At 59.2% G+C, this 25,302-nt stretch carries 21 protein-coding genes; 16 read left to right on the top strand and 5 right to left on the bottom strand.

Going from position 1 to position 25,302, the window contains the following annotated elements; translation table 11 throughout:
- Positions 1–98: 98 nt before the first annotated feature.
- From M516_RS0120365 to M516_RS24495, 9 genes are all read left to right on the top strand, one after another.
- Positions 99–1,265, top strand: a complete 1,167-nt coding sequence (locus tag M516_RS0120365; RefSeq protein ID WP_029100755.1) for an ABC transporter substrate-binding protein — start codon at positions 99–101, stop codon at positions 1,263–1,265.
- 111 nt (positions 1,266–1,376) lie between these two features.
- Positions 1,377–2,258 carry a branched-chain amino acid ABC transporter permease gene (locus M516_RS0120360; protein ID WP_029100754.1) on the top strand — a complete coding sequence of 294 codons (882 nt, stop codon included), beginning with the start codon at positions 1,377–1,379 and terminating at the stop codon, positions 2,256–2,258.
- Positions 2,259–2,267: 9 nt separating this feature from the next.
- Complete coding sequence (locus M516_RS0120355; protein WP_029100753.1) at positions 2,268–3,215, top strand: branched-chain amino acid ABC transporter permease; 948 nt, start codon at positions 2,268–2,270, stop codon at positions 3,213–3,215.
- Positions 3,208–3,993 carry an ABC transporter ATP-binding protein gene (locus tag M516_RS0120350; RefSeq protein WP_193747003.1) on the top strand — a complete coding sequence of 262 codons (786 nt, stop codon included), beginning with the start codon at positions 3,208–3,210 and terminating at the stop codon, positions 3,991–3,993. Before M516_RS0120355 ends, M516_RS0120350 begins: the two co-directional genes overlap by 8 nt.
- Positions 3,980–4,684 carry an ABC transporter ATP-binding protein gene (locus M516_RS0120345; RefSeq protein ID WP_029100751.1) on the top strand — a complete coding sequence of 235 codons (705 nt, stop codon included), beginning with the start codon at positions 3,980–3,982 and terminating at the stop codon, positions 4,682–4,684. Before M516_RS0120350 ends, M516_RS0120345 begins: the two co-directional genes overlap by 14 nt.
- 33 nt (positions 4,685–4,717) lie before the next feature.
- Complete coding sequence (locus M516_RS0120340) at positions 4,718–5,692, top strand: agmatinase family protein (protein WP_051188319.1); 975 nt, start codon at positions 4,718–4,720, stop codon at positions 5,690–5,692.
- A 21-nt stretch (positions 5,693–5,713) separates the two neighbouring features.
- Entirely contained in the window at positions 5,714–7,378 is a 1,665-nt protein-coding gene (gene hutU, locus M516_RS0120335) for a urocanate hydratase (protein WP_029100749.1), read from the top strand.
- 94 nt (positions 7,379–7,472) lie between these two features.
- Positions 7,473–8,759, top strand: a complete 1,287-nt coding sequence (gene hutI / locus M516_RS0120330; protein WP_029100748.1) for an imidazolonepropionase — start codon at positions 7,473–7,475, stop codon at positions 8,757–8,759.
- Positions 8,760–9,088: 329 nt separating this feature from the next.
- Positions 9,089–10,237, top strand: coding sequence for a phosphodiester glycosidase family protein (locus M516_RS24495; protein WP_193747002.1), 1,149 nt, complete (start codon positions 9,089–9,091; stop codon positions 10,235–10,237).
- A gap of 158 nt (positions 10,238–10,395) precedes the next feature.
- Here M516_RS24495 and M516_RS0120315 read toward each other — a convergent pair whose 3' ends face one another.
- Positions 10,396–11,181 (bottom strand): DUF4362 domain-containing protein, encoded by a 786-nt coding sequence (locus M516_RS0120315; protein WP_029100746.1) that lies wholly within the window; start codon positions 11,179–11,181, stop codon positions 10,396–10,398.
- 89 nt (positions 11,182–11,270) lie between these two features.
- Entirely contained in the window at positions 11,271–12,455 is a 1,185-nt protein-coding gene (locus tag M516_RS0120310; RefSeq protein ID WP_029100745.1) for an ROK family transcriptional regulator, read from the bottom strand.
- Positions 12,456–12,700: 245 nt separating this feature from the next.
- On the opposite strand from M516_RS0120310, the gene xylF reads away from it, so the two are divergent.
- From xylF to xylA, 7 genes are all read left to right on the top strand, one after another.
- Positions 12,701–13,807, top strand: a complete 1,107-nt coding sequence (xylF, locus tag M516_RS0120305) for a D-xylose ABC transporter substrate-binding protein (RefSeq protein ID WP_029100744.1) — start codon at positions 12,701–12,703, stop codon at positions 13,805–13,807.
- A 63-nt stretch (positions 13,808–13,870) separates the two neighbouring features.
- Positions 13,871–15,412, top strand: coding sequence for a xylose ABC transporter ATP-binding protein (locus M516_RS0120300; protein WP_035290393.1), 1,542 nt, complete (start codon positions 13,871–13,873; stop codon positions 15,410–15,412).
- Positions 15,381–16,517 carry a sugar ABC transporter permease gene (locus M516_RS0120295; protein ID WP_231558734.1) on the top strand — a complete coding sequence of 379 codons (1,137 nt, stop codon included), beginning with the start codon at positions 15,381–15,383 and terminating at the stop codon, positions 16,515–16,517. The genes M516_RS0120300 and M516_RS0120295 overlap by 32 nt, the downstream gene beginning before the upstream one ends.
- Before the next feature lie 39 nt (positions 16,518–16,556).
- Entirely contained in the window at positions 16,557–17,549 is a 993-nt protein-coding gene (locus M516_RS0120290; RefSeq protein WP_029100741.1) for a Gfo/Idh/MocA family protein, read from the top strand.
- Between the two features lie 26 nt (positions 17,550–17,575).
- Entirely contained in the window at positions 17,576–19,120 is a 1,545-nt protein-coding gene (gene xylB, locus M516_RS0120285) for a xylulokinase (protein ID WP_029100740.1), read from the top strand.
- Entirely contained in the window at positions 19,117–20,217 is a 1,101-nt protein-coding gene (locus M516_RS0120280; RefSeq protein ID WP_029100739.1) for a M24 family metallopeptidase, read from the top strand. The genes xylB and M516_RS0120280 overlap by 4 nt, the downstream gene beginning before the upstream one ends.
- 34 nt (positions 20,218–20,251) lie before the next feature.
- Entirely contained in the window at positions 20,252–21,421 is a 1,170-nt protein-coding gene (xylA, locus tag M516_RS0120275; RefSeq protein WP_029100738.1) for a xylose isomerase, read from the top strand.
- A 153-nt stretch (positions 21,422–21,574) separates the two neighbouring features.
- Here xylA and M516_RS0120270 read toward each other — a convergent pair whose 3' ends face one another.
- Genes M516_RS0120270 through M516_RS0120260 form a run of 3 tightly spaced genes read right to left on the bottom strand, consistent with a single transcriptional unit; the run spans position 21,575 to position 25,300 of the window.
- Complete coding sequence (locus M516_RS0120270) at positions 21,575–22,972, bottom strand: sodium:solute symporter family protein (RefSeq protein WP_029100737.1); 1,398 nt, start codon at positions 22,970–22,972, stop codon at positions 21,575–21,577.
- Positions 22,973–22,975: 3 nt separating this feature from the next.
- Positions 22,976–23,941, bottom strand: coding sequence for an agmatinase (speB, locus tag M516_RS0120265; RefSeq protein ID WP_029100736.1), 966 nt, complete (start codon positions 23,939–23,941; stop codon positions 22,976–22,978).
- Between the two features lie 27 nt (positions 23,942–23,968).
- Positions 23,969–25,300, bottom strand: a complete 1,332-nt coding sequence (locus M516_RS0120260) for an aspartate aminotransferase family protein (RefSeq protein WP_029100735.1) — start codon at positions 25,298–25,300, stop codon at positions 23,969–23,971.
- Positions 25,301–25,302 lie beyond the last annotated feature (2 nt).

The following is a 25,302-nucleotide window of genomic DNA, read 5'->3' as shown; positions in this document are numbered from 1 at the left end:
ATCAATCCAGTAGAATACGAGATGACGACATTTCAGAAGACACAGATAATTCATAGTAGGGGAAGTTGTCAGATAACGATCAAGGGGGTCGCGTGAGCTTGAAAAAAGGTTCGTTGTTGCTGACGGGATTGGTAAGTTTGGCTTTGATTGTAAGCGCTTGCGGAGGGAACGGTTCCGGCAGCGGCGGCACAGGAGGTTCTGGCGGCGGTGGCGACACGATCAAAATCGGCTGGTTCGGCCCGCTGACCGGCCCGACAGCGACGGACGGGACGCACAGCCGTGACGCCGCTTTGCTGGCTGTTGAGCAGTTCAATGCCGCAGGCGGGATTGACGGGAAAAAGGTGGAACTGGTTGCGGAAGACGACCAGGGCAAGCCGGAAGAAGCGCTCAAAGCGGTGCAAAAGCTGATCAACAGCAACAAGGTGGTGGCGATCGTCGGAGGTGCGTACAGCGGACCCTCGAAGACGGTAGCGCCCAAGGTACAGGAAGCGAAAGTGCCCATGACAGTCGCGTATGCGGTTCACCCGGAGATTACCAAAGGCGGGGACTACGTAAACCGGATCATCTACACCGGCCCGATCCAGGGAAAAGCAATGGCCGATTACGCCGTTAACGATCTGGGCAAGAAGAAGTTCGCCGTGCTGTACGTGGACATCGACTACGGCCAGTCCATCTTCGGCGCGTTCAAGGAAGAGGCGAAGAAACTGGGGGCGGACATCGTCATCGACCGCCCGTTCAAGATGGGGGACAAGGACTTCAGCTCTCTCTTGACCGCGGTCAAGGCAGCCAACCCGGATGCCCTGTACATCGTCGGGTACTACAACGAAGCGGCCGCGATTGTAAAGCAGGCCAGGGAAGCCGGCATCACCGCCCAACTGCTCGGGGTGGACGGGTTTGATTCGCCCAAGTACCTGGAGCTCGGCAAGGAAAATACGGAAGGTTCGGTCTTCACCACTTCGTTCTACACCGCCGACCAGCGCGAGGTCGTGCAGAAGTTTGTGAAAGCGTGGAAGGAAAAGTATCAGGGCGAACCGGACATGCTTTCCTCGCAAAGCTACGACGCCGCCATGGTGATTCTTGAGGCGCTCAAGAAAGCGGGCCCGGACCGCGAGAAACTGGCGAAAGCGATCAACGAGACGAAAGACTTCGAGGGCACGTCGGGCAAGATCACGTTCGGCCCTGATCACGAGGTGATCAAGCCGGTCATCTTCATGACGGTGAAGGACGGCACGTTCCAGTTTGTCAAATCCAAGGTGTACGACTAACTGATCGTTTCGTGAGGGTTTCGGCTTGGTGTTTTATGCAGGTGAGGATCGCCCGTTGGTCCTCCCTTTTTTCTCTCAGCTTTGACTCTCGGCTTGAAAGGAGTGAGACGGGTGCTGGCACAGCAAATCCTGAACGGAGTGGCGCTCGGCTTTATCTACATTCTGGTGTCCGTGGGGCTGACCATGGTGTACGGGGTGTTGAAGCTGCTCCACTTTGCTCACGGCGTCATTTACATGGTCGGCGCGTTTGCGGCGATGATTGCCATCACGTATCTGCACCTGCCGTTTGCCCTTGCCATCCTGTTTGCCATGGCGGCGGCTGCTCTGGCCGGCGTGGCGGTCGAGCGCATTGCCTACCGGCCGCTCAGGGGAGCCCATCCCATCGCCACCTTGATCAGCGGCGTAGGTGTTGCCATTTTCCTCGAAAACCTGTTCCAGGTGATCTTCACCTCCGATACCCAGGCGTTTCCCGAGACGGGTGTCGAGGTGTCCGTCATCCAATTGACGGAATCGGTCACGTTTACCAACGTGAAACTGTTCATCATCCTGGCCGGATTGATCGGCCTGGGACTCTTGTACGCGTTCCTGAAGTGTACCCGGATGGGGATCGCCATCCAAGCGGCCGCCCAGGACATGCGGGCGGCGTCGCTGATGGGCGTAAACGTCAACCGCGTGGTGTCGGTGACGTTCATGATCGGATCGGCGCTGGCCGCTGCCGCGGGCGTGCTGGTCGCATGGAATTTTAACGCGCTCTTTCCCACGATGGGGGCGATTCCCGGGCTGAAAGCGTTCTGCGTGGTGGTCCTCGGCGGATTGGGGTCCATCCCGGGGACCATCGCCGGCGGCCTGATCCTCGGTATCGTGGAATCGCTTAGCGACGGTTTCATGACCGGGATGGTCGTCGACAAAGATGCGATCGCGTTTGTGATCCTGATTCTGATCTTGCTGGTGCGGCCGTCCGGACTGTTCGGCAAGCACGTGGAGAAAGTGTAGGTGGTCGCGATGGACGATCTCTTCAACCCCTATTACGTTGACATTGTTGTCTTCTGGATGATCTACCTGCTGCTCGGGTTGGGACTGAATCTGATCACGGGCTACGCCGGACAGGTGTCGCTGGGGCACGCCGCGTTCTACGGCATCGGCGCCTACACCTCCGTCATCCTGTCCGTGAAGTACGGGTGGAATGCCTGGCTTTCCATGGCAGCCGCCGTGGTCGTCACCTTCCTCATCAGCGCGCTGTTTGGGCTTCCCAGCCTGCGGGTGCGGGAAGACTTTCTGGCGATCACCACGCTCGGGCTCGGGCTGATCGCCCAGTCCTTCTTCAAGAACGCGGATATCACCGGCGGGGCCTACGGCATTGACTCAATCCCGGCTCCTTCCCTGTTCGGGACACCGCTGAAAAACACGGGGTACCTGCTTCTGGTGACGGTTGTGCTGATTGTCGCCGTGGTCATCATGAAAAAGATGACCGGGTCGCGCATCGGCCGGGCCTGGATGACAATCCGCGAGGACGAGACGGTGGCGCAGTCGATGGGCATCAACACGACGTATTACAAGGTGCTGGTGTTTGCCATCGGAGGGGCCTACGCGGGAGCGGCCGGGGCGCTGTTTGCTCACAAGGTGTCGTTTATCAGCGGCGAATCATTCGGCTTCACCGTTTCGGCCACGGTGCTGAGCATGGTGGTGCTGGGAGGGCTGAGCAGCATCTTCGGCACTTTCTTCGGGGTTACGCTCCTGTACATGCTGCCTGAGATGTTCCGGCTCTTTGAGTTCGAACTCGTCGATCCGAAGTACCTGGACACCTACAAAATGATGCTGTACGGCATTCTCATGGTGCTGATCATGCGGTACCGGCCAAAAGGGTTGTTCGGCAAAAACGGCACAAAGCTGGTGAACATCCGCCGGTCAGCGGTCAAAACCTTGGACAAAGGCGGTGATCGGGTTGCTTGACATGCAGGGGATCACCAAGCGGTTCGGCGGATTGACGGCGGTGGATAACGTCAGCCTCAAGGTCCGCCAGGGAGAAATCGTCGGGCTCATCGGCCCCAACGGCGCAGGAAAAACCACATTTTTTAACATCCTGACGGGCATTTACAAGCCGGACGCCGGCATGATCGCGTTTGAAGGACGGGAGATTCAGGGGCTGCGTCCCTTTCGCATCGCCCGGTGCGGGATCGCCCGGACCTTTCAAAACATCCGGCTTTTGAAGGAAGAGACGGTGCTGGACAACGTGAAGGTGGGGATGTTCCACAAAACCGGCACCGGGCTCTGGGCGTCGATCCTGGGCCTCCGTTCCGCCCGGTACGAGGAGCGGATGGTGACGGAAGAAAGCCTGCGCATGCTGGAGACAGTCGGACTCGCGGGCTGCGAGTACGAGCAGGCGGGAAACCTGTCTTACGGAAACCAGCGGCGGGTGGAAATCGCCCGGGCGCTCGTCTCCCAGCCCAAGCTGCTTCTTCTGGATGAGCCGACCGCCGGCATGAACGCCGAGGAAGTGCAGGAGATGACGGATCTCATCCGCCGTATCAGCGAACAGGGAACGACCGTCATCCTCATCGAGCACAACGTCTCCATGGTTGTCGGGCTGTGCGACCGCATCGCCGTGCTGGACCACGGGGTGAAGATCGCCGACGACGTGCCGGAGGCGGTCGTCTCCCATCCGGCCGTGATCGAAGCGTACATCGGCAAGGAAGAGGGAGAGGAGGTGGCCAGCGGTGCTGCACATTGACAAGCTGAATGTCTGGTATGGGAGCATTCACGCCGTGCGCGACCTGTCGCTCTCCGTCGAGGAAGGCGAGGTGGTGACGCTGATCGGCTCCAACGGGGCGGGCAAGACCACGACGCTCAACGCAATCTGCGGGGTGCTCCCGGCCAAGGGCTCGATCCGTTACGGCGGGAACGAATTAAATGGAGTTCCCACCCACCGCATCGTGCAGGGAGGGATCGTAATGGTGCCGGAAGGGCGGCGGGTCTTTCCCAAGCTGACCGTCACCGACAACCTCTTGATGGGCGCGTATTCGCGCAAGGCGTCCAAAGCGGAACGGGAGCGGGAGATGGAGACCGTGTTCGGACTGTTTCCCCGCCTGGCCGAGCGCAAAGACCAGCTCGCCGGCACGATGAGCGGGGGCGAACAGCAGATGCTGGCGATCGGCCGGGCGCTGATGGCGAAGCCGCGTCTGCTCATCCTGGATGAGCCGTCCATGGGGCTCGCGCCGATCGTGGTGAAAGACATCTTTCAGACGATCCGGCAGATCAAGCGGCAGGGCATGACGATCCTTCTGGTCGAGCAAAACGCGACGATGGCTCTCTCCGTTGCCGATCGCGGCTACGTCCTGGAGCACGGGGAGATCCGTTTCCACGGAACGGCTGAAGAACTGAAGGAGCAGGGCATCGTGAAAAAAGCGTATCTCGGTGGCTAGTGCTGGATCGTTGTTATACAAGGAGGGATTTTATTGAAAAAAAGGATTGATTTGTTGAATCCTCCGGAACTGGTCCGCCGGTCTAACTGGCGGGACCGGTATGAGACCAAAGTGTCCCAGTGGCTGACGCCGTGGGACGGGGAGGAACCGGTCGACATCGGGTTTATCGGCGTGCCGCTCTCCAAGACGTCGATCAGCGTGTCGGCGGCGTCCATGACGCCCAATGCGCTGCGGGAACTGTTTCCCACTGTGACGACATACAGCATCGACTATGACGTCGACCTTCAGGAGCTGCGGGCAGGCGACCTGGGGGACATCCAGATGCATCCCACGGACCTGTACCGCTGCCACGCCAACATCGAGCAGGCGCTGACCAATGTCTACGAATCGCTGCCCGACCTGCTCCCGATCATTGCAGGGGGAGACCACTCCATCACCTGCCCGTCGGTCAAGGCATTTAAAAGGAGGTTTGCCGGAAAGGTGGGCATCGTGCAAATTGACGCGCATATGGATGTACGGAATCTGGAAGACGGCGGACCGACCAACGGCACTCCGATCCGCGGCCTACTGGAATCGGGCACGGTGGAAGGGCAGCACATCGCCCAAGTGGGGATTCACAGCTTTGCCAACTCCAAGCCGTACCAGGAATACGCGGTTTCGCAGGGCATTACCCAGTTTACCGCCCGGCAGGTGGCCCGGGAAGGGATCGAGCCGCTGATTCACAAGGCGATGGAGATCGCCGGCAGCGGCACGGACGCCATCTACGTGACGGTGGACATGGACGTGCTGGATCAGGCGTTCGGGCCGGGTGTCCCGGCCATGGTGCCGGCTGGCATGACGTCGTGGCAGCTCCTCGACGCTGTGTACCTGCTTGGCCAAAACCCGAAGGTCAAAGGATTCGACGTGGTCTGCATCGATCCCCTGCAGGACCCGCGCCGGGCGACGGTTCGAACGGCGCTGCACGTGATCCTCACGTTCCTGGCAGGCGTCATGACGAGAAAACACTAAGAGAAAAGGAGAGAGGACCCCATGGCAGAAACCAAGGCGCGCGTCATCCGCGCACCCCGCGGCAACAACCTGAACGCAAAAGGGTGGCAGCAGGAAGCAGCCCTGCGGATGTTGATGAACAATCTGGACCCGGAAGTGGCAGAGCGTCCGGCAGACCTCGTGGTATACGGGGGGATCGGAAAAGCGGCGCGCAACTGGGAGTGCTTTGACAAGATCGTGGAGTGCCTGAAAAACCTGGAGGGGGATGAGACCCTGCTGGTACAGTCGGGGAAACCGGTCGGCATTTTCAGGACACATCCGCTCGCCCCCCGCGTGCTGATTTCCAACTCCGTGCTGGTGCCGGCGTATGCCAACTGGGAAACGTTCCGGGAGTTGGAGCAAAAAGGGTTGATGATGTACGGCCAGATGACCGCCGGAAGCTGGATCTACATCGGCACTCAGGGCATCCTGCAGGGGACGTATGAAACCTTTGCGGAAGCGGCCCGCCAGCACTGCGGCGGCACGCTGAAAGGGACGCTCACCCTGACAGCCGGGCTGGGCGGCATGGGGGGAGCTCAGCCGCTTGCCGTTACGATGAATGAAGGGGTGGTGATCGGCGTCGACGTCGATCCGTCCCGCATTCAGCGCCGGATTGACACCCGCTATTGCGACGTGATGGTGTACGACCTGGACGAAGCGCTGAAGCTGGCCCGGGAGGCGCAGGAAAAGGGCAAGCCGCTGTCCATCGGTCTCGTTGGCAATGCTGCCGACATTTATCCCGAATTCGTGCGCCGCGGCATCGTGCCGGACTTCGTCACCGACCAGACGTCCGCGCACGATCCGCTCAACGGGTACGTGCCCCGCGGCTTTACGCTGGAAGAGGCGGCTGAACTGCGCAAGAACGATCCCGACAAGTACGTCCGCCTCTCCCGCGAGTCGATGGCGGTACACGTGCAGGCGATGCTTGACCTGCAAAAAATGGGAGCTGTCGTATTCGACTACGGCAACAACATCCGCCAGGCAGCCTACGACGAAGGCGTGACAGACGCCTTCAACTTCCCCGGTTTCGTCCCGGCCTACATCCGTCCGCTGTTCTGCGAAGGAAAGGGCCCGTTCCGCTGGGCGGCGCTGTCCGGTGATCCGGAAGACATCTACAAGACGGACGAACTGGTGTTGAAGCTGTTCCCGGAAAACGAGCACCTGCGCCGCTGGATCACCATGGCCCGCGAAAAAGTGGCCTTCCAGGGTCTGCCGGCGCGCATCTGCTGGCTGGGGTACGGCGAGCGGGTCAAAATGGGGCTCGCCATCAACGAGATGGTGCGTACAGGGGAAATTTCCGCGCCGATCGTCATCGGCCGCGACCACCTCGACTGCGGTTCGGTCGCGTCTCCCAACCGGGAAACGGAGAGCATGAAGGACGGCAGCGATGTGGTGGGCGACTGGGCGATCCTCAACGCGCTGGTCAACACGGCGGCAGGTGCAAGCTGGGTGTCGGTGCACCACGGCGGCGGCGTGGGCATGGGCTACTCCCTGCACGCCGGCATGGTGGTGGTGGCCGACGGCTCCACGGAAGCGGAAGAGCGGCTCTCCCGCGTGCTCACCACCGACCCGGGCATGGGGGTCATTCGACACGCCGATGCCGGGTACGACCTGGCGATCCAGACGGCCAAGGAGCGCGGCGTGCGCGTGCCGATGCTGGGCATCTGAACGGTCTGGGGAAATGAAGTGCGGAACAACCTCGAAAAAAAGCGGCATCCCGAGGGAGGTTTTCCTCGGGATGCTTCCCATGAGGAGGGAGAGCATGAAACCGGAACGGATTGATCTGTTGGTACACAACATCGGTGTGCTGGTGACGATGGGCGGCAGGCCGGGGCCGCGGCGGGGCCGCGAGATGTCGGATGTCGGCCCCGTGACGGGAGGAGCCGTGGCCATTGCGGACGGCAAAATCGTGGCCGCCGGAGCGGAAGCGGACGTCCGGGCGGAAATCGCCGGGCTGCCCGTCGAGCGAACCCTGGATGCGGAAGGGCGGCTGGTGACGCCGGGCCTGGTCGACCCGCACACCCATCTGGTGCACGGAGGTTCCCGGGAAAACGAACTGGTCTTGAAACAGAAGGGCTTGTCGTATCTGGACATCCTCGCCCAGGGCGGCGGGATTCTCAGCACGGTGCGGGCGACGCGGGCTGCGACGGAAGACGAACTGTATGAAAAGGCAAGGAAGAGTCTGGATATCATGATGCTGTACGGGGCGACGACCGTAGAGGCCAAAAGCGGCTACGGGCTGACGCTGGAAGACGAGCTGAAGCAGCTCCGCGTGACCAGGCGGTTGGACGAAACACACCCGATCGACCTGGTGTCGACGTTCATGGGAGCGCACGCCGTGCCGTCGGAGTACAAAGGCCGCTCCGCCGAGTACGTCAAGCTGGTGATCGAGGAGATGCTGCCGGAAGTGAAGCGGCAGGGGCTGGCCGAGTATTGCGACGTCTTTTGCGAGCACGGGGTGTTTTCGGTGGACGAGTCGCGTGCGATTCTCGCCGCCGCGAAAGAGCTGGGTTTCGGGTTGAAGCTGCATGCCGACGAAATTGAACCGCTCGGCGGAGCGCAGCTTGCCGCAGAGATGGGCTGCATTTCCGCGGAGCATCTGCTCGCCGCCACCGATGAGGGGCTGAAAGCGATGCGGGATGCGGGCGTGATCGCCGTCTGCCTGCCGGCGACGTCGTTCAACCTGCGCGCCAAGTCCCACGCTCGAGCCCGGGACATGATCGAGGAAGGAGTGCCGGTTGCGCTGTCCACGGACTACAATCCGGGCAGTTCCCCCACGGAATCGCTGCAGCTCGTGATGACCCTGGCCTGCCTGCATTTGGGCATGTCACCGGAGGAAGTGATCACCGCCATGACCATCAACGCAGCCTATGCGATCGGCCGGGGAGACCAGATTGGCAGTCTCGAGCCCGGCAAGCAGGCGGATCTGGTGCTGTTCAACGCGGAAAACCTGGCGTATGTGCCGTACCACTTTGGCATCAACCACGTGGACACGGTGATCAAGAAAGGGCGCGTCGTGGTGGCCGGAGGACGGCTGATGGAAGATTGACGCGCTGCAGCAGTTGTTTTTGTACCTGATCTTCGTCTGGAGCGTGGTTCACAAACTGGGAATGTTGCTGCTTCGAGGCACGGAATGGTTGTTCCACAGCCACGTTGTTTTTTCTTCCGCCGGCATTCGGTCTGTAGGGGGGACATCCGCTTCCGGATATCCGATGAACAACGTCCCGATCACTTTTTTGTTCTACGGCGCGCCGAGGAAGCGGTGGAAAAAGGGAAACATGCAAAGCGTTCACGCGGTGCCCGCAAATGGAAAAACATGATAAAATAATCCTGTTTTTTGAAAGAGGGAAAAAAGTTTCGGAACAGGTGAAGGTAGAGATGAGAATGGGGAAATGGCTAGCAACCATGGTGTTGCTCGGCGTTCTTGCCCTGCCGGCGCATCTGGCCGCGCAGGGAGCGCCGCAGACGAAGGATGTATCCGCGAGCGTGATGGCGGGAAGCAAGAAGGTTTCCACGTCCGCCGGAAGCCGAACCGTCCAGTTCGTCACGATCAACCTCAACGATCCCCGGCTGGAAGTCCGTCCGGTTCTGGCCCGGGACGAGCTGGGCAGGACGGAAAGCCTGGCGGGGATGGCGAAACGAACGGGGGCATTGGCCGCCATTAACGGATCGTTTTTCATGGCCTACAACAAGGGGGACTACAAGCCGCCCTGGGGGTTGATCGTCATTGACTACGAGAAGAAACACGACGGCGTCAGCGGGTCGTCCATCGGATTCAACGGAAACGCCCTGCCGGTGATCGACCGTTCCTCCCGGTTTGATGCGGATTCGTTTCAACATGTCACCAGTGCGGGCCCCACGTTGGTAAAGGACGGCAAAATCGTCGTCAATCCGGTCGCGGAGGGAATGAACGATCCGAAGCTGACCAAGGCAAGCGGACAGCGTTCGTTCATTGGCTACACGGCGAACCATCAACTGGTGATGGGAACGGTCCCCAACGTCACCCTGGCCCAATTGGCCGGCATCTGCCAGTCGATGGGACTGGTGGCGGCGATGAACCTGGACGGCGGAGCGTCGTCCGGCCTTTACGCGCATGGAAAGCTGCTGACGGCGCCGGGCAGGGAATTGAGCAACGCCTTGGTGGTCGTCCCCCGGAAAACCGCCCCCATCCAGGTCATGCGGCAAACAGAGCGGATTTCCTTCCTCACTCCGCCCGTACTGATACGCGGGAGCATCTACGTTCCGACCGCGGAGGCCTTCGAGAAACTGGGGGCGGCCGTTCACGTTGACCAGCAGGACGGCGCACTGGTGGCAGCCAAAGAGGGAACGGTCATCCGAATAACGAAACAGGGGAAGGTTTTCCGGGATGGAAAGGCGATCCCCCTATTGGTGGAAAAGAGAATGATTGCCGGCACGGAGATGGTCCCGCTCCGGCTGGTGGCGGAGCTGCTGGATGGGGAAATCGAGTGGGATCAGCAGAAACGCATCGCAACCATTCGGAAGAAAGGAGGCGCGCCGTCTCCATAAAGGTCCGGTCAGGTTGCCGGGGGGCATCCCCCGGCTCGGACTGAGGACAAACCGAGGGGAGCGGAGGAGAAGCATGCTGCCAGGCGGAGCGACTTGCGAAGCTCTACCGGGCGGAGCGGCGGTCTGCGCGAAAACGGAGCGCCCCCTCTGTACAAGGACTACCGGGCCTGACCGTTTGTTTCCGGTGCCTGTTTCCGTTCCTCGTTGGATGTCGCGATTGCAATGATATCCTTTGCCAATGCGGTCATGGTTTTTCCGTCTTCACTCTGATCGCATTCGGCCCATTGGAATTCACGAAGTGCCCCGTTGATTTGTACGTTGAGGGAATAACGGACGTGAGGGGTGTGATTGCACTCCGTCGACAATCGCTTTTCCCCCAAATAGTTGGACAGCACCATCTTTTTGTAGATCAGTTGTCGCGCCTCGTTTGAAAGCTGATCATCGCGTATTTCAGCGACGTCTCCATGTGGAAGGTTCCCCCCGTATTGTAAAACAAATGCAAAGACATCCTGTTTCTCGACATCAAAGGAAATCGTCAACAACTTCATGGTCCCGTTATTTCCCGTACAACCCGTCAGTGTGTACTGCAGCAGCGTATCGGTTTCCTTCCGTTCCAGCGCATCGCAGAAATAGGTTGCAACTTCTCCTTTGCCGAACTGATCTTCCGTACTGTCCAGGCGAAATTCAATTTTTTTATTTTGATAGGACAAGTCATGGAAGATGGGATCGCCTTCGATGGTGTATCGGATCAACCGCAGCGTCGCAGGTTGATTGCGGGATACGCTGGCAATAAATTCGTCCATTTTTTCCAAATGTGTTACGCCGCCGTGCCTATCAATCACATCCCCTTCTTCCGGACGATCGTGACTGCTGCACCCCAGCATGAGCAGGCAGATGAACACCCACAGAACAAACGCCGTTCGTTTCGGGAGTTTTACGGACATCCTGGTCCCCCCTCGTCTTTGTCAAACGTCGAGTTGAAACGTTTTTTACGTTGACGCGTGCATGCCACAAAACGTTTCGAGGAGGCGGGCTACAGGGAAATCCGCGTGTTGGCAAAGAAGTCGTCGATCGCAAAGGAAACGGCGCCAAATACGGCCGAATGCATGTTCAAGCCGGAAAACTGGATCCGAAGCTGCTTGCGACTGTACGCAAGCGACCGGTTTTCCACGATCCGTGTGATCGGGTTGATCAGCCACTTTTCCGCAGAGGTCATTCTGTTGCCGATCACGATCAGTTCCGGATTGAACGTGTTGATGATGGTCGTGAGGCCGAGGCCGATGTATTCGCCCACCTGGTTGAACAGATTGATCACCTCGTGATGGCCTTCATCGGCCAGCGTGACAAGATGGGCGAGCGTGATCTCCGGTTCGTTCGGGGCCGGGGGAATCGCCAGGGCTTTCGCCTGTTCGAGCAGAGCGTTTTCGGAGGCGTACAGCTCCCAGCATCCCCGGTTGCCGCAGCGGCACTTTTTGCCGTTGGGCTCGATCGGAATGTGCCCCATTTCACCGGCAAACCCGTTGCATCCCTTGTACAGCTCGTTGTTGATGATGATCCCCGTACCGATCCCGATCCCCAGGCTGACGTAGACGGAGTGGGCAATCCCTTTGCCGACGCCGAATATCTTTTCCCCCATCGCGCCTGCCTTCGCTTCGTTGTTGATCGTGACCGGCAGGTGAAAGTGACCTTGGATGATGCTCTTCACATCGACGTTTTCCCATCCCAGATTGGGAGCAAACAAAATCTGGCCATGCTCGTCGACGATGCCCGGCACGGCGATGCCAATCCCGACAATGCCGTATTTGCTGGGCGGCGCTTGATCGATCAGGGCCTGGATCGTTTGCTTGAGCAGGTCAACAATGTTCTCAAACGAGAGGTTCGCAATCGTCAGCATCGTTTCCTGCACGATATTCCCCTGCAGATCGGTGAGCACGGCGAGCAGGTAGTTGACGCCGATGTCCACGCCGATGGCATGGCCCGCAGTCGTGTTGAACAAAAGCATAAGCGGTCTGCGCCCGCCCTTGGACTGCCCCAAACCGATCTCGTACGCAAACTCCTCCTGAATCAATTCGTTGACAAGCGATGATACCGTTGATTTATTCAGGCCGGTTACTTCCGAAATTTGCGCCCGCGAAATGGGGCCATTCTTTTTAATCGTCTCCAGCACGATCGATTTGTTGATCTTTTTCACCAGAAATTGGTCGCCAGTTTGCAGCATGTATCTCACCACTTTGTTTATCGGATATACCAATTATACATGAAAATTTTCCAAAAATCACGTTGATTGTGCGAAAATGACATACATTTCAGCAAAAATCCTCTTGTATTCCGTTGATTCGCCCGATAATTCGCCACCGCTAGACAATCACGAAAATTTTATTAGTTTGTCGGTTGAACAAAGTAAAGGTGGGTGATATGATAAGGGTACACATTCGCGAAAAATTGGGAAAAAGGGGAATCGTCATGAAGAAAAGGGGCAGATTGTTGTCTGGTGCAGTGAGTCTTTTCCTGTTGGCCTTTGCCGTCGCGGGCTGCGGCCAGGATGCGCGGCCGCAAACTGAAAGCGCTGCCAAACCGGGCGAATCGCAAAGCCAGCAAGCGGCGGCGGGCAAAGTCATCAAGATCGGTCTTTCCATTGATGACCTGCGGCTGGAAAGATGGCAGCATGACCGGGACATTTTCATCGAAAAGGCAAAGGAGCTGGGAGCCGAAGTGGACGTGCAGTCGGCCAACGGCGATGACGCCACACAGTTGGCCCAGGTGGAAAACATGCTGTCCAAAGGCGTCGACGTGATCGTCATCATTCCGCACAACTCCGAAGCGATGGCAGCGGCAGTGGACGCGGCCCGAAAGGAAAACGTTCCGGTATTGGCCTATGACCGTCTCATCACCAATTCCGACGTGTCCGCCTATGTCACCTTCGACAACGTGCGCGTTGGCGAGATGCAGGCCGAATCCCTGACCAAGCTGGTCCCCAAAGGGAACTACTTCCTGCTGGGCGGTTCGCCCACCGACAACAACGCGAAGCTTTTCCGCAAAGGGCAGATGAACATCATCCAGCCGTTGGTGGACAAGGGAGACATCAAAATCGTCGGCGACCAGTGGGCAAAAGACTGGCAGGCGGACGCCGCGCTGCAGATTATCGAAAACGCTCTCACGTCGACCCACAACAACATCGATGCCATCGTCGCGTCCAATGACAACACGGCGGGCGGCGCCATTCAGGCCCTGGCGGCGCAGGGATTGGCCGGCAAGGTTGCCGTTTCCGGCCAGGATGCCGACCTTGCCGCCGTCCAGCGGATCGTGGAAGGCAAGCAAGCGATGACCGTCTACAAGCCGATCAAGGCGATCGCCACCAAGTCGGCGGAAGTGGCCGTCAAATTGGCCAAAGGCGAAAAGATTGAAGCGACGACCACGATGAACAACGGCAAAGTGGACGTGCCGACGATTCTGCTCGATCCCATCCAGGTCGACAAGAACAACGTGATGGAGACGATCATCAAGGACGGGTTCCATTCGTTTGAAGACGTGTATAAAAACGTTCCGGAAGACCAGCGTCCGAAACGGTAGCCAGGTCATCAGCGGGGGGAGCCTGCCTTCCCCCTGCTCCCAACCATCTTCGGGGGTGATAGCATGTATGCGCTGGAAATGAAATCGATCACCAAGGAGTTTCCCGGCGTTCGCGCGCTTGACCGCGTCACCTTTTCCGTAAAAAAGGGGGAAATTCATGCGCTGTGCGGCGAAAATGGCGCAGGCAAGTCAACCTTGATGAAAGTGTTGAGCGGGGTGTACCCCGACGGCACGTTTACGGGGGACATCATCGTCAACGGCCGAAAGCAGCGTTTCAAAAGCATCAAGGATTCGGAGAAGGCGGGCATCGCCATCATTTATCAGGAGCTGGCGCTCGTCAAAGAGATGACGGTCGGGGAAAACATCTTTCTCGGAAACGAACCGAAAACGTTTGGCGTGATCGACTGGGATACCCTTTACCTCGAGGCGAGAAAATGGCTGAAATCGGTTGGGCTTGAGATCAATCCGGAAACAAAAGTGAAGAATCTGGGCATTGGCCAGCAGCAGCTCGTGGAAATTGTAAAGGCGCTGTCAAAGAACAGCGACATCATCATTCTGGATGAACCGACAGCGGCGCTGACGGAAGCGGAAGTTTCGCTGTTGATGGAGATGCTGCGGCAGCTGCGGAAAAGAGGCGTCACCTGCATTTACATCTCGCACAAGCTGAACGAAGTCATGTCCCTCGCCGATTCCGTCACGGTCTTGCGGGACGGCAAAACGGTAGCCACGCACCCGATCGGAGAGCTGACGGAAGAGAAAATCATTTCGCTGATGGTGGGACGGACGTTGACGGAACTCTTCCCGTACGAGCCAAAGCAGCGGGGCGAAAAAGTGCTGGAGGTAAAAAACTTCTCCGTCTACAGTCCGTACCAGAACAAACAGGTCGTCCGGGACGTGTCTTTCTCGCTCCACCAGGGAGAGATTCTGGGCATCGCAGGCTTGATGGGGGCTGGTCGGACAGAGCTGTTTACCAGCATTTTCGGCGCGTACGAGGGGAAGAAGCAGGGCGAAATCCGGATCGACGGAAGGCCGGTAACCATCAAAAACCCGAGGGATGCCATCGAAAGCGGGATCGCGTACGTCTCGGAAGACCGGAAAAAATACGGGCTGGTTCTGGACATGAGCGTCCGGAAAAACGCGACGCTGGCGGCGCTGGACAAATTGATCAGGAACGGCGTCATCGATGAAGCGGCAGAGGTGAGCACGGTCAACCGTTTCATCGAAAAATTGAAGGTTAAAACGCCCGGCCTGGAAGCAACCGTGAACAACTTGAGCGGGGGAAACCAGCAAAAGGTGGTTCTCAGCAAGTGGCTGATGAACGAGCCGAAAATCCTGATTCTCGATGAGCCGACACGCGGCATCGATGTGGGCGCAAAATACGAAATTTACAAACTGATCAACGAATTGGTTCGGCAGGGAATGGCCGTCGTCATGATTTCGTCCGAACTGCCCGAAGTGCTGGGCATGTCGGATCGCATTCTGGTCATGGCGGAAGGGAGGATCGTCGGCGAATTGACGCACGAGGACGCAACGCAGGAAAAGGTCATGATGTACGCAACCGGGGGTGGGGCAAGTGGAAAAACAGAAGCTGTCCTTTCGATTTGACATTCGCGCATACACGCTGGTCATCGCGCTGATCTTCATCGCAGTCCTGTTCACGGTGCTGACGGACGGCGGATTTCTGACCTCGCGCAATCTGTCCAACCTGTTCCGGCAGATGTCCGTGATTTCCATTCTGGCGATCGGCATGACGCTTGTCATCGTGGCGGCGCAGATTGACCTGTCGGTTGGATCGATTGTCGGGCTGACCGGCGGGATCGCGGCGATTCTCCAGGTGTGGTACGACTGGGGAACGGTTCCGGCGGTGCTGGTCGCGATCCTGGCCGGAGCCGCCATCGGGCTCCTGCAGGGGTGGCTGGTCGCCTACAAGGCCGTGCCCGCCTTCATCGTCACGTTGGGCGGGATGATGGTGTGGCGCGGGGTGCTGCTTGGTGTCAGCAAAGGGGAAACCGTGGCCCCTTTGCACGAGAGTTTTGTGCAGATTGGCCAAAGCTATCTGCCTTATGTGTGGGGGTATGTGCTGGCGGCGATCATGTGTGCGGCCATTTTTTACGGAACGGCGCGCAGGCGCCAAAAACGCGCCCGGCTTCAGCTTCCCCTGAACAGCGCGGCGAGCGATTACGGCAAAGCGTTCGCCTATGCGGTCATCCTCATGGGCTTCACCTATATGATGAACCGCTATTACGGCATTCCGATCCCCATGCTGATCGTGCTGGTGTTGGGTCTGGTGTTCCTGTTCATTTCGACGAAAACGGGATTTGGCCGCTATCTCTACGCCATCGGCGGCAATCCGGAGGCGGCCCGCTTTTCCGGCATCAACATCAAGGCGCACATGCTTTCGGTTTTCGTGATGATGGGGGCGTTGGCCGGCGTGGCGGGTGTCGTGTTGACGGGCCGGCTCAATGCGGCAACGGTGGGCGCCGGTCAAAGTTTTGAGCTGGACGCCATCGCGGCGTGCGTGATCGGCGGAACCAGCCTGGCCGGCGGAACGGGCAGCATTGTCGGCTCGATCATCGGGGCGCTGGTCATGGTCAGCCTTGACAACGGCATGAGCATGATGAACGTGCAGCCCTTCTGGCAGTACATCGTCAAGGGTTCGATTCTGGTCTTCGCGGTATGGCTGGACATCGCCACCAAGAACAAATCGTAAGCAGCCTGGCAAACTTTTTGCGAAAAGGATGGAGAAAACATGCGCACCGTGAAATGGGGGATTCTGGGGACGGCGCGGATTGCCCGGGAACAACTGATCCCGGCTTTGCAGCGGGAGGGGCACAGCGAAGTTGTCGCGATCGCGAGCAAAAGCGGAAAGGCGCGGGACGTGGCTGACCGCTTCGGGATTCCCGCCGCCTACGACGACTATGAAGCGCTGCTGGGCGATCCGGCGGTGGAAGCGGTCTACATTCCGCTGCCAAACGGGCTGCACAAGGAATGGGCCATCAAGGCGGCCCGGCACGGAAAACATGTGCTGTGCGAAAAACCGTCGGCGCTGACCAGCGCAGAAACGCGGGAGATTCTGGAGGCCTGCCGCGAACACGACGTGATCTTCATGGAAGGCTTCATGTACCGCCACCACCCGCAGCATCAGCGGGTAAAAGAAATCATGCAGTCCGGGGAAATCGGCGAGGTGGTCCTGTTTCGCGCTTCGCTCCACTTCCTGCTCGAAGATGTGGAAGGGGATATCCGCATGGACCCGGCGCTGGGCGGCGGCAGCCTGTATGACGTCGGCTGCTACTGCATCCATTCCGCACGCCACATGTTGGGGGAGGAGCCGGTATCGGTCTTTGCGCAGGGCCGCATGCACGAACGGCGGCAGGTGGACACGCTGGTTGCCGCCCTGCTCCGGATGAACAGCGGCGTGCGCGTCGTGTTTGACTGCGGTTTCGAGACCGTTTTCCACAATCAATACGAAGTGGTGGGAACGAAGGGGACGATACGCGTTCCGCGTGCGTACCGGCCTGATCTTCAAGGCGGCGAAGGGCTTGTGATCGTGACGACGGACGATGGCCGCGTGCGCGAGGAGAAAATCATCGCCGATCAGTACGTCCTCGAAGTGGCCGAGATGAACGAAATGATCGTGTACGGCAAGGCCGCCGGGTATTCTCACGAGCAAATGATCAACAACATGCGGGTGATCGACGCCTGCTATGAATCGCTGCGGACAGGAGAAATCGTCGCCTTGTGACCGAAGCGTGAAAGGAGGCAGCACAGATGGGATTCTTGTTGGGCATTGATGTCGGAACCTCCGGCGTGAAAACCTGCTTGTTTCGGATGGATGGATCACTGCAAGCGGCGGCGAGTGCCGATTATCCGCTCCTGCAGCCAAAGCCGGGATGGGCCGAGCAGCATCCCGAAGACTGGTGGCGGGCGGTGAAGCATACCATTCAGGACATCATCAGGAAGGCCGGGATCCGGCCGGCGGATATTGCGGGGATTGGGCTTTCCGGTCAGATGCACGGGCTTGTGCTGCTCGACCGGAGTGGGAACGTGCTGCGCCCCGCCATCATCTGGTGCGATCAGCGCACGCAGGCGGAAGTGGAGTGGATGGAGGAGAAGATCGGGCGGGACGCCATCATCCGGATGACGGCCAATCCGCCGCTGCCCAACTTCACCGCGACCAAACTGCTCTGGGTGCGGGAGCATGAACCGCAGGTCTATGAAAACATCGCCAAGGTCCTGCTGCCGAAAGATTACATCCGCTACAAACTGACCGGCGAATGGGCGACGGAAGTGTCGGATGCTTCGGGGACCCTGCTGCTGGATGTGGCCCACCGCCAATGGTCCCGGGACATGCTGCGGCATCTGGACATTCGCCCCGAGTGGCTGCCCGCCGTGTACGAGTCGCATGAAATATCGGGCCGCGTCTCCGCCGGTGCGGCGCAGGAGACGGGATTGGCCGGGGGAACGCCGGTTGCGGGCGGGGGCGGCGACCAGGCGGCGGGCGCTGTCGGCAACGGCATTGTCAGGCCGGGCATCGTCTCTGGCACGATTGGCACCTCCGGCGTGGTTTTTGCCTGCACCGACAAGATCGTCACCGATCCGAAAGGTCGCCTGCACAGCTTTTGCCACGCTGTTCCGGGAAAGTGGCATGTGATGGGCGTGACGCAGGCGGCGGGCGGCTCGCTTCAGTGGTTCCGCAATCAATTTGGCGATGTGGAACGAAGCGCTGCGTCGTTTTTGCAAAAAGATCCGTACGAATTGTTTTCGGAAGAGGCGGAACATGCGCCGGTAGGGAGCGAGGGGCTGCTGTTTCTCCCTTACCTGATGGGTGAACGCACGCCGCACCTGGACCCGTTCGCAAAGGGCGCCTTTGTGGGTATCACCGCACGCCACGCAAAAAATCACTTCATTCGCGCGGTGATGGAAGGCGTGGCGTACAGCTTGTTGGACAGCATCGAACTGATGAAGGCGCTCGACATGGACATCTCGCATGTCCGGGCGTCGGGCGGAGGGGCCCGCAGCCGCGTGTGGCGGCAAATCATGGCCGATATCTTCAATCGTGAGGTGGACACGGTGGAAGCGAACGAGGGGCCGGCATTCGGAGCGGCGCTGTTGGCCGGCGTGGGCATCGGTGTGTACGGCAGCGTGGAGGAAGCCTGCGAGGCGGCCGTTCGCACCGCGGATCGGCTGCTGCCCGTTGCCGCCCATGTGCCGGTCTATCAAAAGTACTACGCCGTGTACCGCCGGCTGTACGGCGATCTGCGGGAGAGCATGCACCTCCTGCACAAGCTGGTGGAAGAGGGGGAGCAGGGATGAGGCGGCAGGAAGACATCGACTGCAAACTTCAGCGGGTTCGCCGCTTTTTGCAGGAAAAGGAACTGGCAGGCGCTTTTTTCATGAGCCGCGCTTCCTTTGCCTGGATCACCAGCGGCGGAGACAACCATGTACCGAGCAGCTCGGAGCAGGGGGAGGCGGGTGTTCTGGTCACGCCGTCCGATTACATCGTCGTGACCAACAACATCGAAGCGCCGAGGCTTCGGGCCGAAGAATTGGTCGGGGTTGACGCGGCGTGGATGGAGTATCCCTGGCATGAGCAGTTGGTCGATGTGCTGTCCCGTGCGGCCGAACCGGGGCGGATCGCTTCGGATGTGCCCATAGCGGGCTGCCGCTACATGCCGCATGAGCTGGCTGCGCTGCGCTTCACGCTGACAGCGCTGGAAGTGGAGAGAATCAAGGAACTGGGAGCGGCGGCCGCCAGGATCACCGAAGAGATCTGCTTCGGGTTGAAACCAGGGGTTACCGAGCGGGAAGTCGCGGCTGGCCTGAATGCCGCGCTGATGAAACACGGCCTCGATCCAACCGTCACCCTGGTCGCCCACGATGAGCGGATCGCCCGCTTTCGCCATCCGATCCCGACAGATAAGCCGCTGCAGCGGCACAGCATGGTCATTTCCTGTGCGAGAAGGTACGGGTTGATCGTCGCGCTGACCCGCATCGTGCATCTGGGACCGGCGCCTGATTCCCTGATCGCCCTGCATGAACGGGTGGCGCAGATCGACAGCGTGATGATGGATGCCAGCCGGATCGGCACCCCCTATCGGGACGTGCTGCGGCGGGGCATGGAAGCCTACGCGGAAGCCGGATACGGGAATGAGTGGCGGCTTCATCATCAAGGGGGACCGCTTGGATACGCCAATCGCGACGTTCTCGTTACCCCTGACACCCCCGGATTGATTCAGGACGGTCAGGCGCTGGCCTGGAATCCGTCGATAACCGGGAGCAAATCCGAAGATACGATCCTGGCGGAAGAAACCGGCCCCACCATCCTCACCAGGGGAGGCGGCCATTGGCCGATGATCGAGTGCCGCGTGCAGGAGCGCATCTATGCCCGCCCGGCCATTTTGCAATTGTAGTTTCCATATTATTTGGACCACAGGAGGAGTTAGCATGACAAACGCATACCAACCGACACCTGAAGACCGTTTTACCTTTGGCCTTTGGACGGTTGCCAACCCGGGGCGGGACCCCTTCGGCGATGCCGTCCGGACCGGGTATTCGCCAGTGGAAGCCGTGAAAATGCTGGCAGAAATCGGCGCCTATGGCGTCAGTCTGCACGACAACGATCTGGTTCCGATTGACGCAACGCCTGGGGAACGAGACCGGATCGTGAACGAATTCAAGCGGGCGCTGGAAGAGACCGGCATGAAACTGCCGATGGCCACGGTCAACCTGTTTACGCATCCGGTGTTCAAGGACGGGGCGTTCACCTCCAACGATCCGCGTGTACGGGCCTACGCGATTCAAAAAACCACCGACGCCATCGATCTGGGCGTGGAATTGGGCGCCTCCATTTTCGTGCTGTGGGGCGGACGGGAAGGAACGGAAGTGGATGCGTCCAAGGACGCCGTCGAGGCGATGAAGCGGTATCGAGAAAGCATCAACTATCTGTGTGAGTACGCACGCGACCGCAAATACGACATCAAATTCGCGCTGGAAGCGAAGCCGAACGAACCGAGAGGGGACATTTACACGCCGACGACGGGCGCCATGCTGGGATTTATCGCCACGCTGGACCATCCGGACATGGTCGGGGTAAATCCGGAGGTGGCCCATGAGAGAATGGCCGGCCTCAATTTCTACCACGCGGTGGCGCAGGCGCTCGAATGCGGCAAGCTGTTCCATATCGACCTGAATGACCAGAAGTCGGGCCGTTTTGACCAAGACCTGCGATTCGGCTCGGAAGACGTGAAGAACAGCTTCTTCCTCGTCAAACTGCTGGAAGATTACAACTATCAGGGGCCCCTGCATTTTGACGCCCATGCCTATCGCACTGAGGATCTGGAAGGCGTGCGCGAATTTGCCAAGGGCTGCATGCGGACGTACCTGATCCTGAAGGAGAAAGTGAAGCGGTTCAACAGCGATCCGGAGATCCAGGGACTGCTGCAGGAATTGAAACATCATGACGCAGGCGTTCCCGGATTCGACTTCACGTATTCGCCCGCCAAACACCAGGCCTTGAAAGCCGCTCAGTTCGACCGCGACGGGATTGGCAAAAAAGGACTGGCCTACGAGAAGCTGGATCAGCTCACCATGGAAATCATCCTGGGCGTGCGTTGAGCGGCGGCACGGCGAACATGAGCGGTTGAGCGCTGGTACGACAAACCGGCATCGCAAGGAAAACAAGGAGGCTGACATCCCTGGATACATGGGGGATGTCAGCCTCTTTCCCTTGCGGCTCTCCATTCCGGTTCGCGGCGGGAGCGTGTCCCGTCACTTGACCGAATGGACGTTGTCGGAAACGCTCGGGGCGGTTGCGTACGTCATGCCGATCATCACGGCCAAACTGACGGCGATGCCGTACATGATCGGGTTTGTCGAGCTGAGTCCTTCGATCGCCAATCCGGCCAGCACGACGACGGTGCCGGCAATGATCGAGGAAAAGGCCGCTTTCGCTGTCGCTCGCTTCCAGAAGTATCCGACCACGAGCGGAACGAATATCGCACCGGATAAAATGGCGTACGCCACGTCAAGAGCGACCAGCACGTCCTGAATCCAGATCGAGAAGACGATGGCGAGCGCGCCGATGAACAGCGTCGTTACCCTGGACAGCCGCAGCAGCCGCCGATCGTCCATGTCCCTAAACCAGTACGGCTTTAGGATGTCGTGGGTAAGCAGCGTGGAGGAAGCGAGCAGCGTCCCGGAGGCGGTCGACATCAGTGCAGAGCAGACGCTGGCCAGGACGATGCCCAACACCCCATTGGGCAGAATGGAGATGGCCATGTTGGCGAACGCGTTTTGCGGGTTTTCCAGATGGGGGAGGGCAATAAACGCGCACATTCCGACGATGGTCAATGAAACCGCATACAAAATGCTGTAGACGCCGGCCAATACGGACCCGGTACGGGAAATTTGCAGCGTACGAGCGGTAAAGACGCGCTGCCAAATATCCTGGGAGACCACCATGCCGAGCGCGTAGAGCAGGAAATATTGAAGAATTTGACCGCCGCCGATGGCGGTCAGATCAAAATGGGCGGCGGGCAGTCTGGATGCCAGTTGATCCCATCCGCCGACATGCGACAGGCTCATCGGCAGCATGATCAGGAAAACGCCCGCGGTCATGACGATGAATTGGATGATGTCCGTTACCGTTACGCTCCACATGCCCCCCAAAATCGTATAGAACAGCACGATTCCGCCGCCGACGATCATCGAGAGGGTCATGTCCCAGCCAAGCAGCACGTTGATGATGGTGCCCATCCCGATCACCTGCGTAACGGCTACCATCAGCGTGTAAATCGCCGCCACCAGGGCACTGACGAGCCGGGTTTCGGCATTGTAGCGCTTGCCCAAAAACTCGCTGATCGTCGTTACGTTGGACTGGGATATCCGCTTGGTGAACAAAACGCCAAGGAGCATGATGCCTACCCCGATCATGGTGACAAACCACATGCCCGAAATGCCGAATGTGTAGCCCAGCTTTGTCGTGCCGATGGTGGAGGCCCCGCCCAAAATGACGGCGGACAGACATCCGAGATACATGAACATGCCCAGGTTGCGCCCCGCCAATGCGTACTCTTCCGTTGTCCGGGCACGCTTGGAGCCGACGACGCCCACCGCAATCAGCGACGCGAAATACAGCAGAATGACGATCGTATCGACGCTGTTCATCCTTTATCCCTCCAGGTTTTCCTGTTTTCGGCGCTGTTTCCATGCGATCAGGCTGATCATTTCGTACGCCACGGCCGCGGCCAGTCCGGCCGTAATTTCGCTGGGGTCGTGTGACGGCAGGACTTCGACCAGATCAAAACCGACCAGATGAAGGGTGTCCAGTCCTCTCACCAGTTGAATCGCTTCATAGCTGGTAGGCCCGCAGACTTCCGGGGTTCCTGTGCCCGGTGCGTACGCAGGATCGACGAAATCGATGTCAAACGACACGTACGCCGGCCGATCGCCCACCCGCTGATGGATGCGGCGGATTGCCTGCTCACAGCCGATGGCGCGCAGTTCGCTCATCGGCATCACTTCAAAGCCAAGCGCCCGGGCGTCGTTGATGTCTTCCGGTCCGTAGAGCGGTCCGCGCATCCCCACCTGTATCGAATGGGACGTATCGATCAATCCTTCTTCCACCGCCCGGCGGAACGGCGTTCCATGCGTGTACTTTTCGCCAAAATAGCTGTCCCATGTGTCCCCGTGGGAGTCGAAGTGAATCAGGGCGACCGGACCGAATTTTCTGGCAAATGCGCGCAGGCTGCCGAGCGAAATCGAGTGATCCCCGCCCAGAATGACGGGGGTCACGTCGTTGTCGATGAGCGAAAACAGTTCCCGCTCCATGATGTCGTATGTCTTGTGAATGTTGAACGGAACCACGTCGATATCGCCGTAATCGACACCGGAGCAGTATTCAAAGATATGGATGTCTTGATCGGGATTGTACGGGCGAAGCAGCACCGAAGCGTTCCGAATGTGCTGCGGGCCGTACCGCTGACCGGTTCGGTTGGACGCCCCTGTGTCAAAAGGGACGCCCACCACCGCGAAGTCGACTCCGTCCGTCGTCCGCACCTGCTCCAACCTCATGAACGTGCGCACGCCGCAGAAGCGGGGGGATTGGGATGAATCCTTGGGTTTGTACGCAACCATAGCCGGCCTCCTTGTGTGAAAGGTTCGTTACACGGCACTGCTGCCGATGCACAGTATTTCGTGTTCGTATTCCGTGATGGCTTCGTCCAGCATGCGCAGGCCGAAGTCGATTTGCTCTTTGGTAACGGTGAGCGGAGGAATCATGCGGATGACTTCGCCGCGGTTCCCGCACAGGTAGAACAACACGCCTTTGCTCAGGCACTTGTTTAGAATCGTCAGCAATCCCTCTCCATTGGGAACGTTCGTGCGGGGATCCACGATTTCGATGCCGATCATCAGCCCGACGGCGCGGATGCTTCCGATCGTCGGGTGTTTCTGCTGCAAGCGGCAAAGCTGTTCCCGGGCGTAGCTGCCCATCACGCGCGCGTTTTCCACCAGGTTCTCTTCTTTCATCACTTCCAGCGTGGCCAGAGCCGCCGCGCAGGCGATCGGATTGCCGCCAAACGTGGTGCCGTGGCTGCCCAGCGGCCACTGCTTCATCAAGTCGTGGGAAGCGACCGTGGCACTGAGCGGAAGACCGGACGCAATCCCCTTGGCAATCGCCATGATGTCGGGGGTGACCCCGAAGGTTTGCGCGGCAAACCAGTTTCCGGTGCGGCCAAAGCCGGTCTGCACCTCGTCGAAAATCAACAGGATTCCGTGCCGGTCGCAGATCTCCCGGAGCTTTTTCAGCCAGCCCTTGGGCGGAACAATGTAGCCGCCTTCGCCGAGAACCGGCTCGACGATCGCGCAGGCCACTTCTTCGGGCGTTACCTGATGGGCGAACAGCGTCTCAAAATCCTTTTCCAGTCGTTCCGCGCAATACGCGTCGGGGTCCGCCCCGGCCGGACACTCCTCCACCCTTGCGTAGGGGAGCTGGTAGGTCAAGCCGCTGGGCTGCAGAAATTTTCGGTACTTGCTTTTGGATGTCGTCACGCTCAGGGAACCCATCGAACGACCGTGAAAGCAGCCGAGAAACGAGATGACATAGGGGCGTTTCGTCACGTGCTTCGCCAGCTTGATCGCCCCTTCGATCGCTTCCGTGCCGGAATTGGCAAAGAAAAAGCAGTCCAGCCCAGCCGGGAGCACGGTGGTCAATTCCTTGGCCAGACGCAGGATCGACTCGTAAATGACGACGCCGGACGGACCGTGCACCAGTTGGTCCGCCGCCTGCTTGATCGCCTCCACCACTTTCGGGTGGCGATGCCCGGTGTTGGCTACGGCAATGCCGGATGTAAAGTCCAGGTAGGTTTTGCCGTCCAATCCGTAGTAATAGGCTCCTTCCGCCTTGACCACCGGTAGATTCGGGTGGTCTTTGGCCATGCTTGGCGCCAGCAAGGCATGCATCTGACCAACCAAATAACTCCAATCGCTTGACATGC

The sequence above is a fragment of the Brevibacillus thermoruber 423 genome, from assembly GCF_000454065.1.
Lineage (GTDB): Bacteria > Bacillota > Bacilli > Brevibacillales > Brevibacillaceae > Brevibacillus > Brevibacillus thermoruber.
This window is presented reverse-complemented; position numbering and strand designations above follow the sequence as displayed.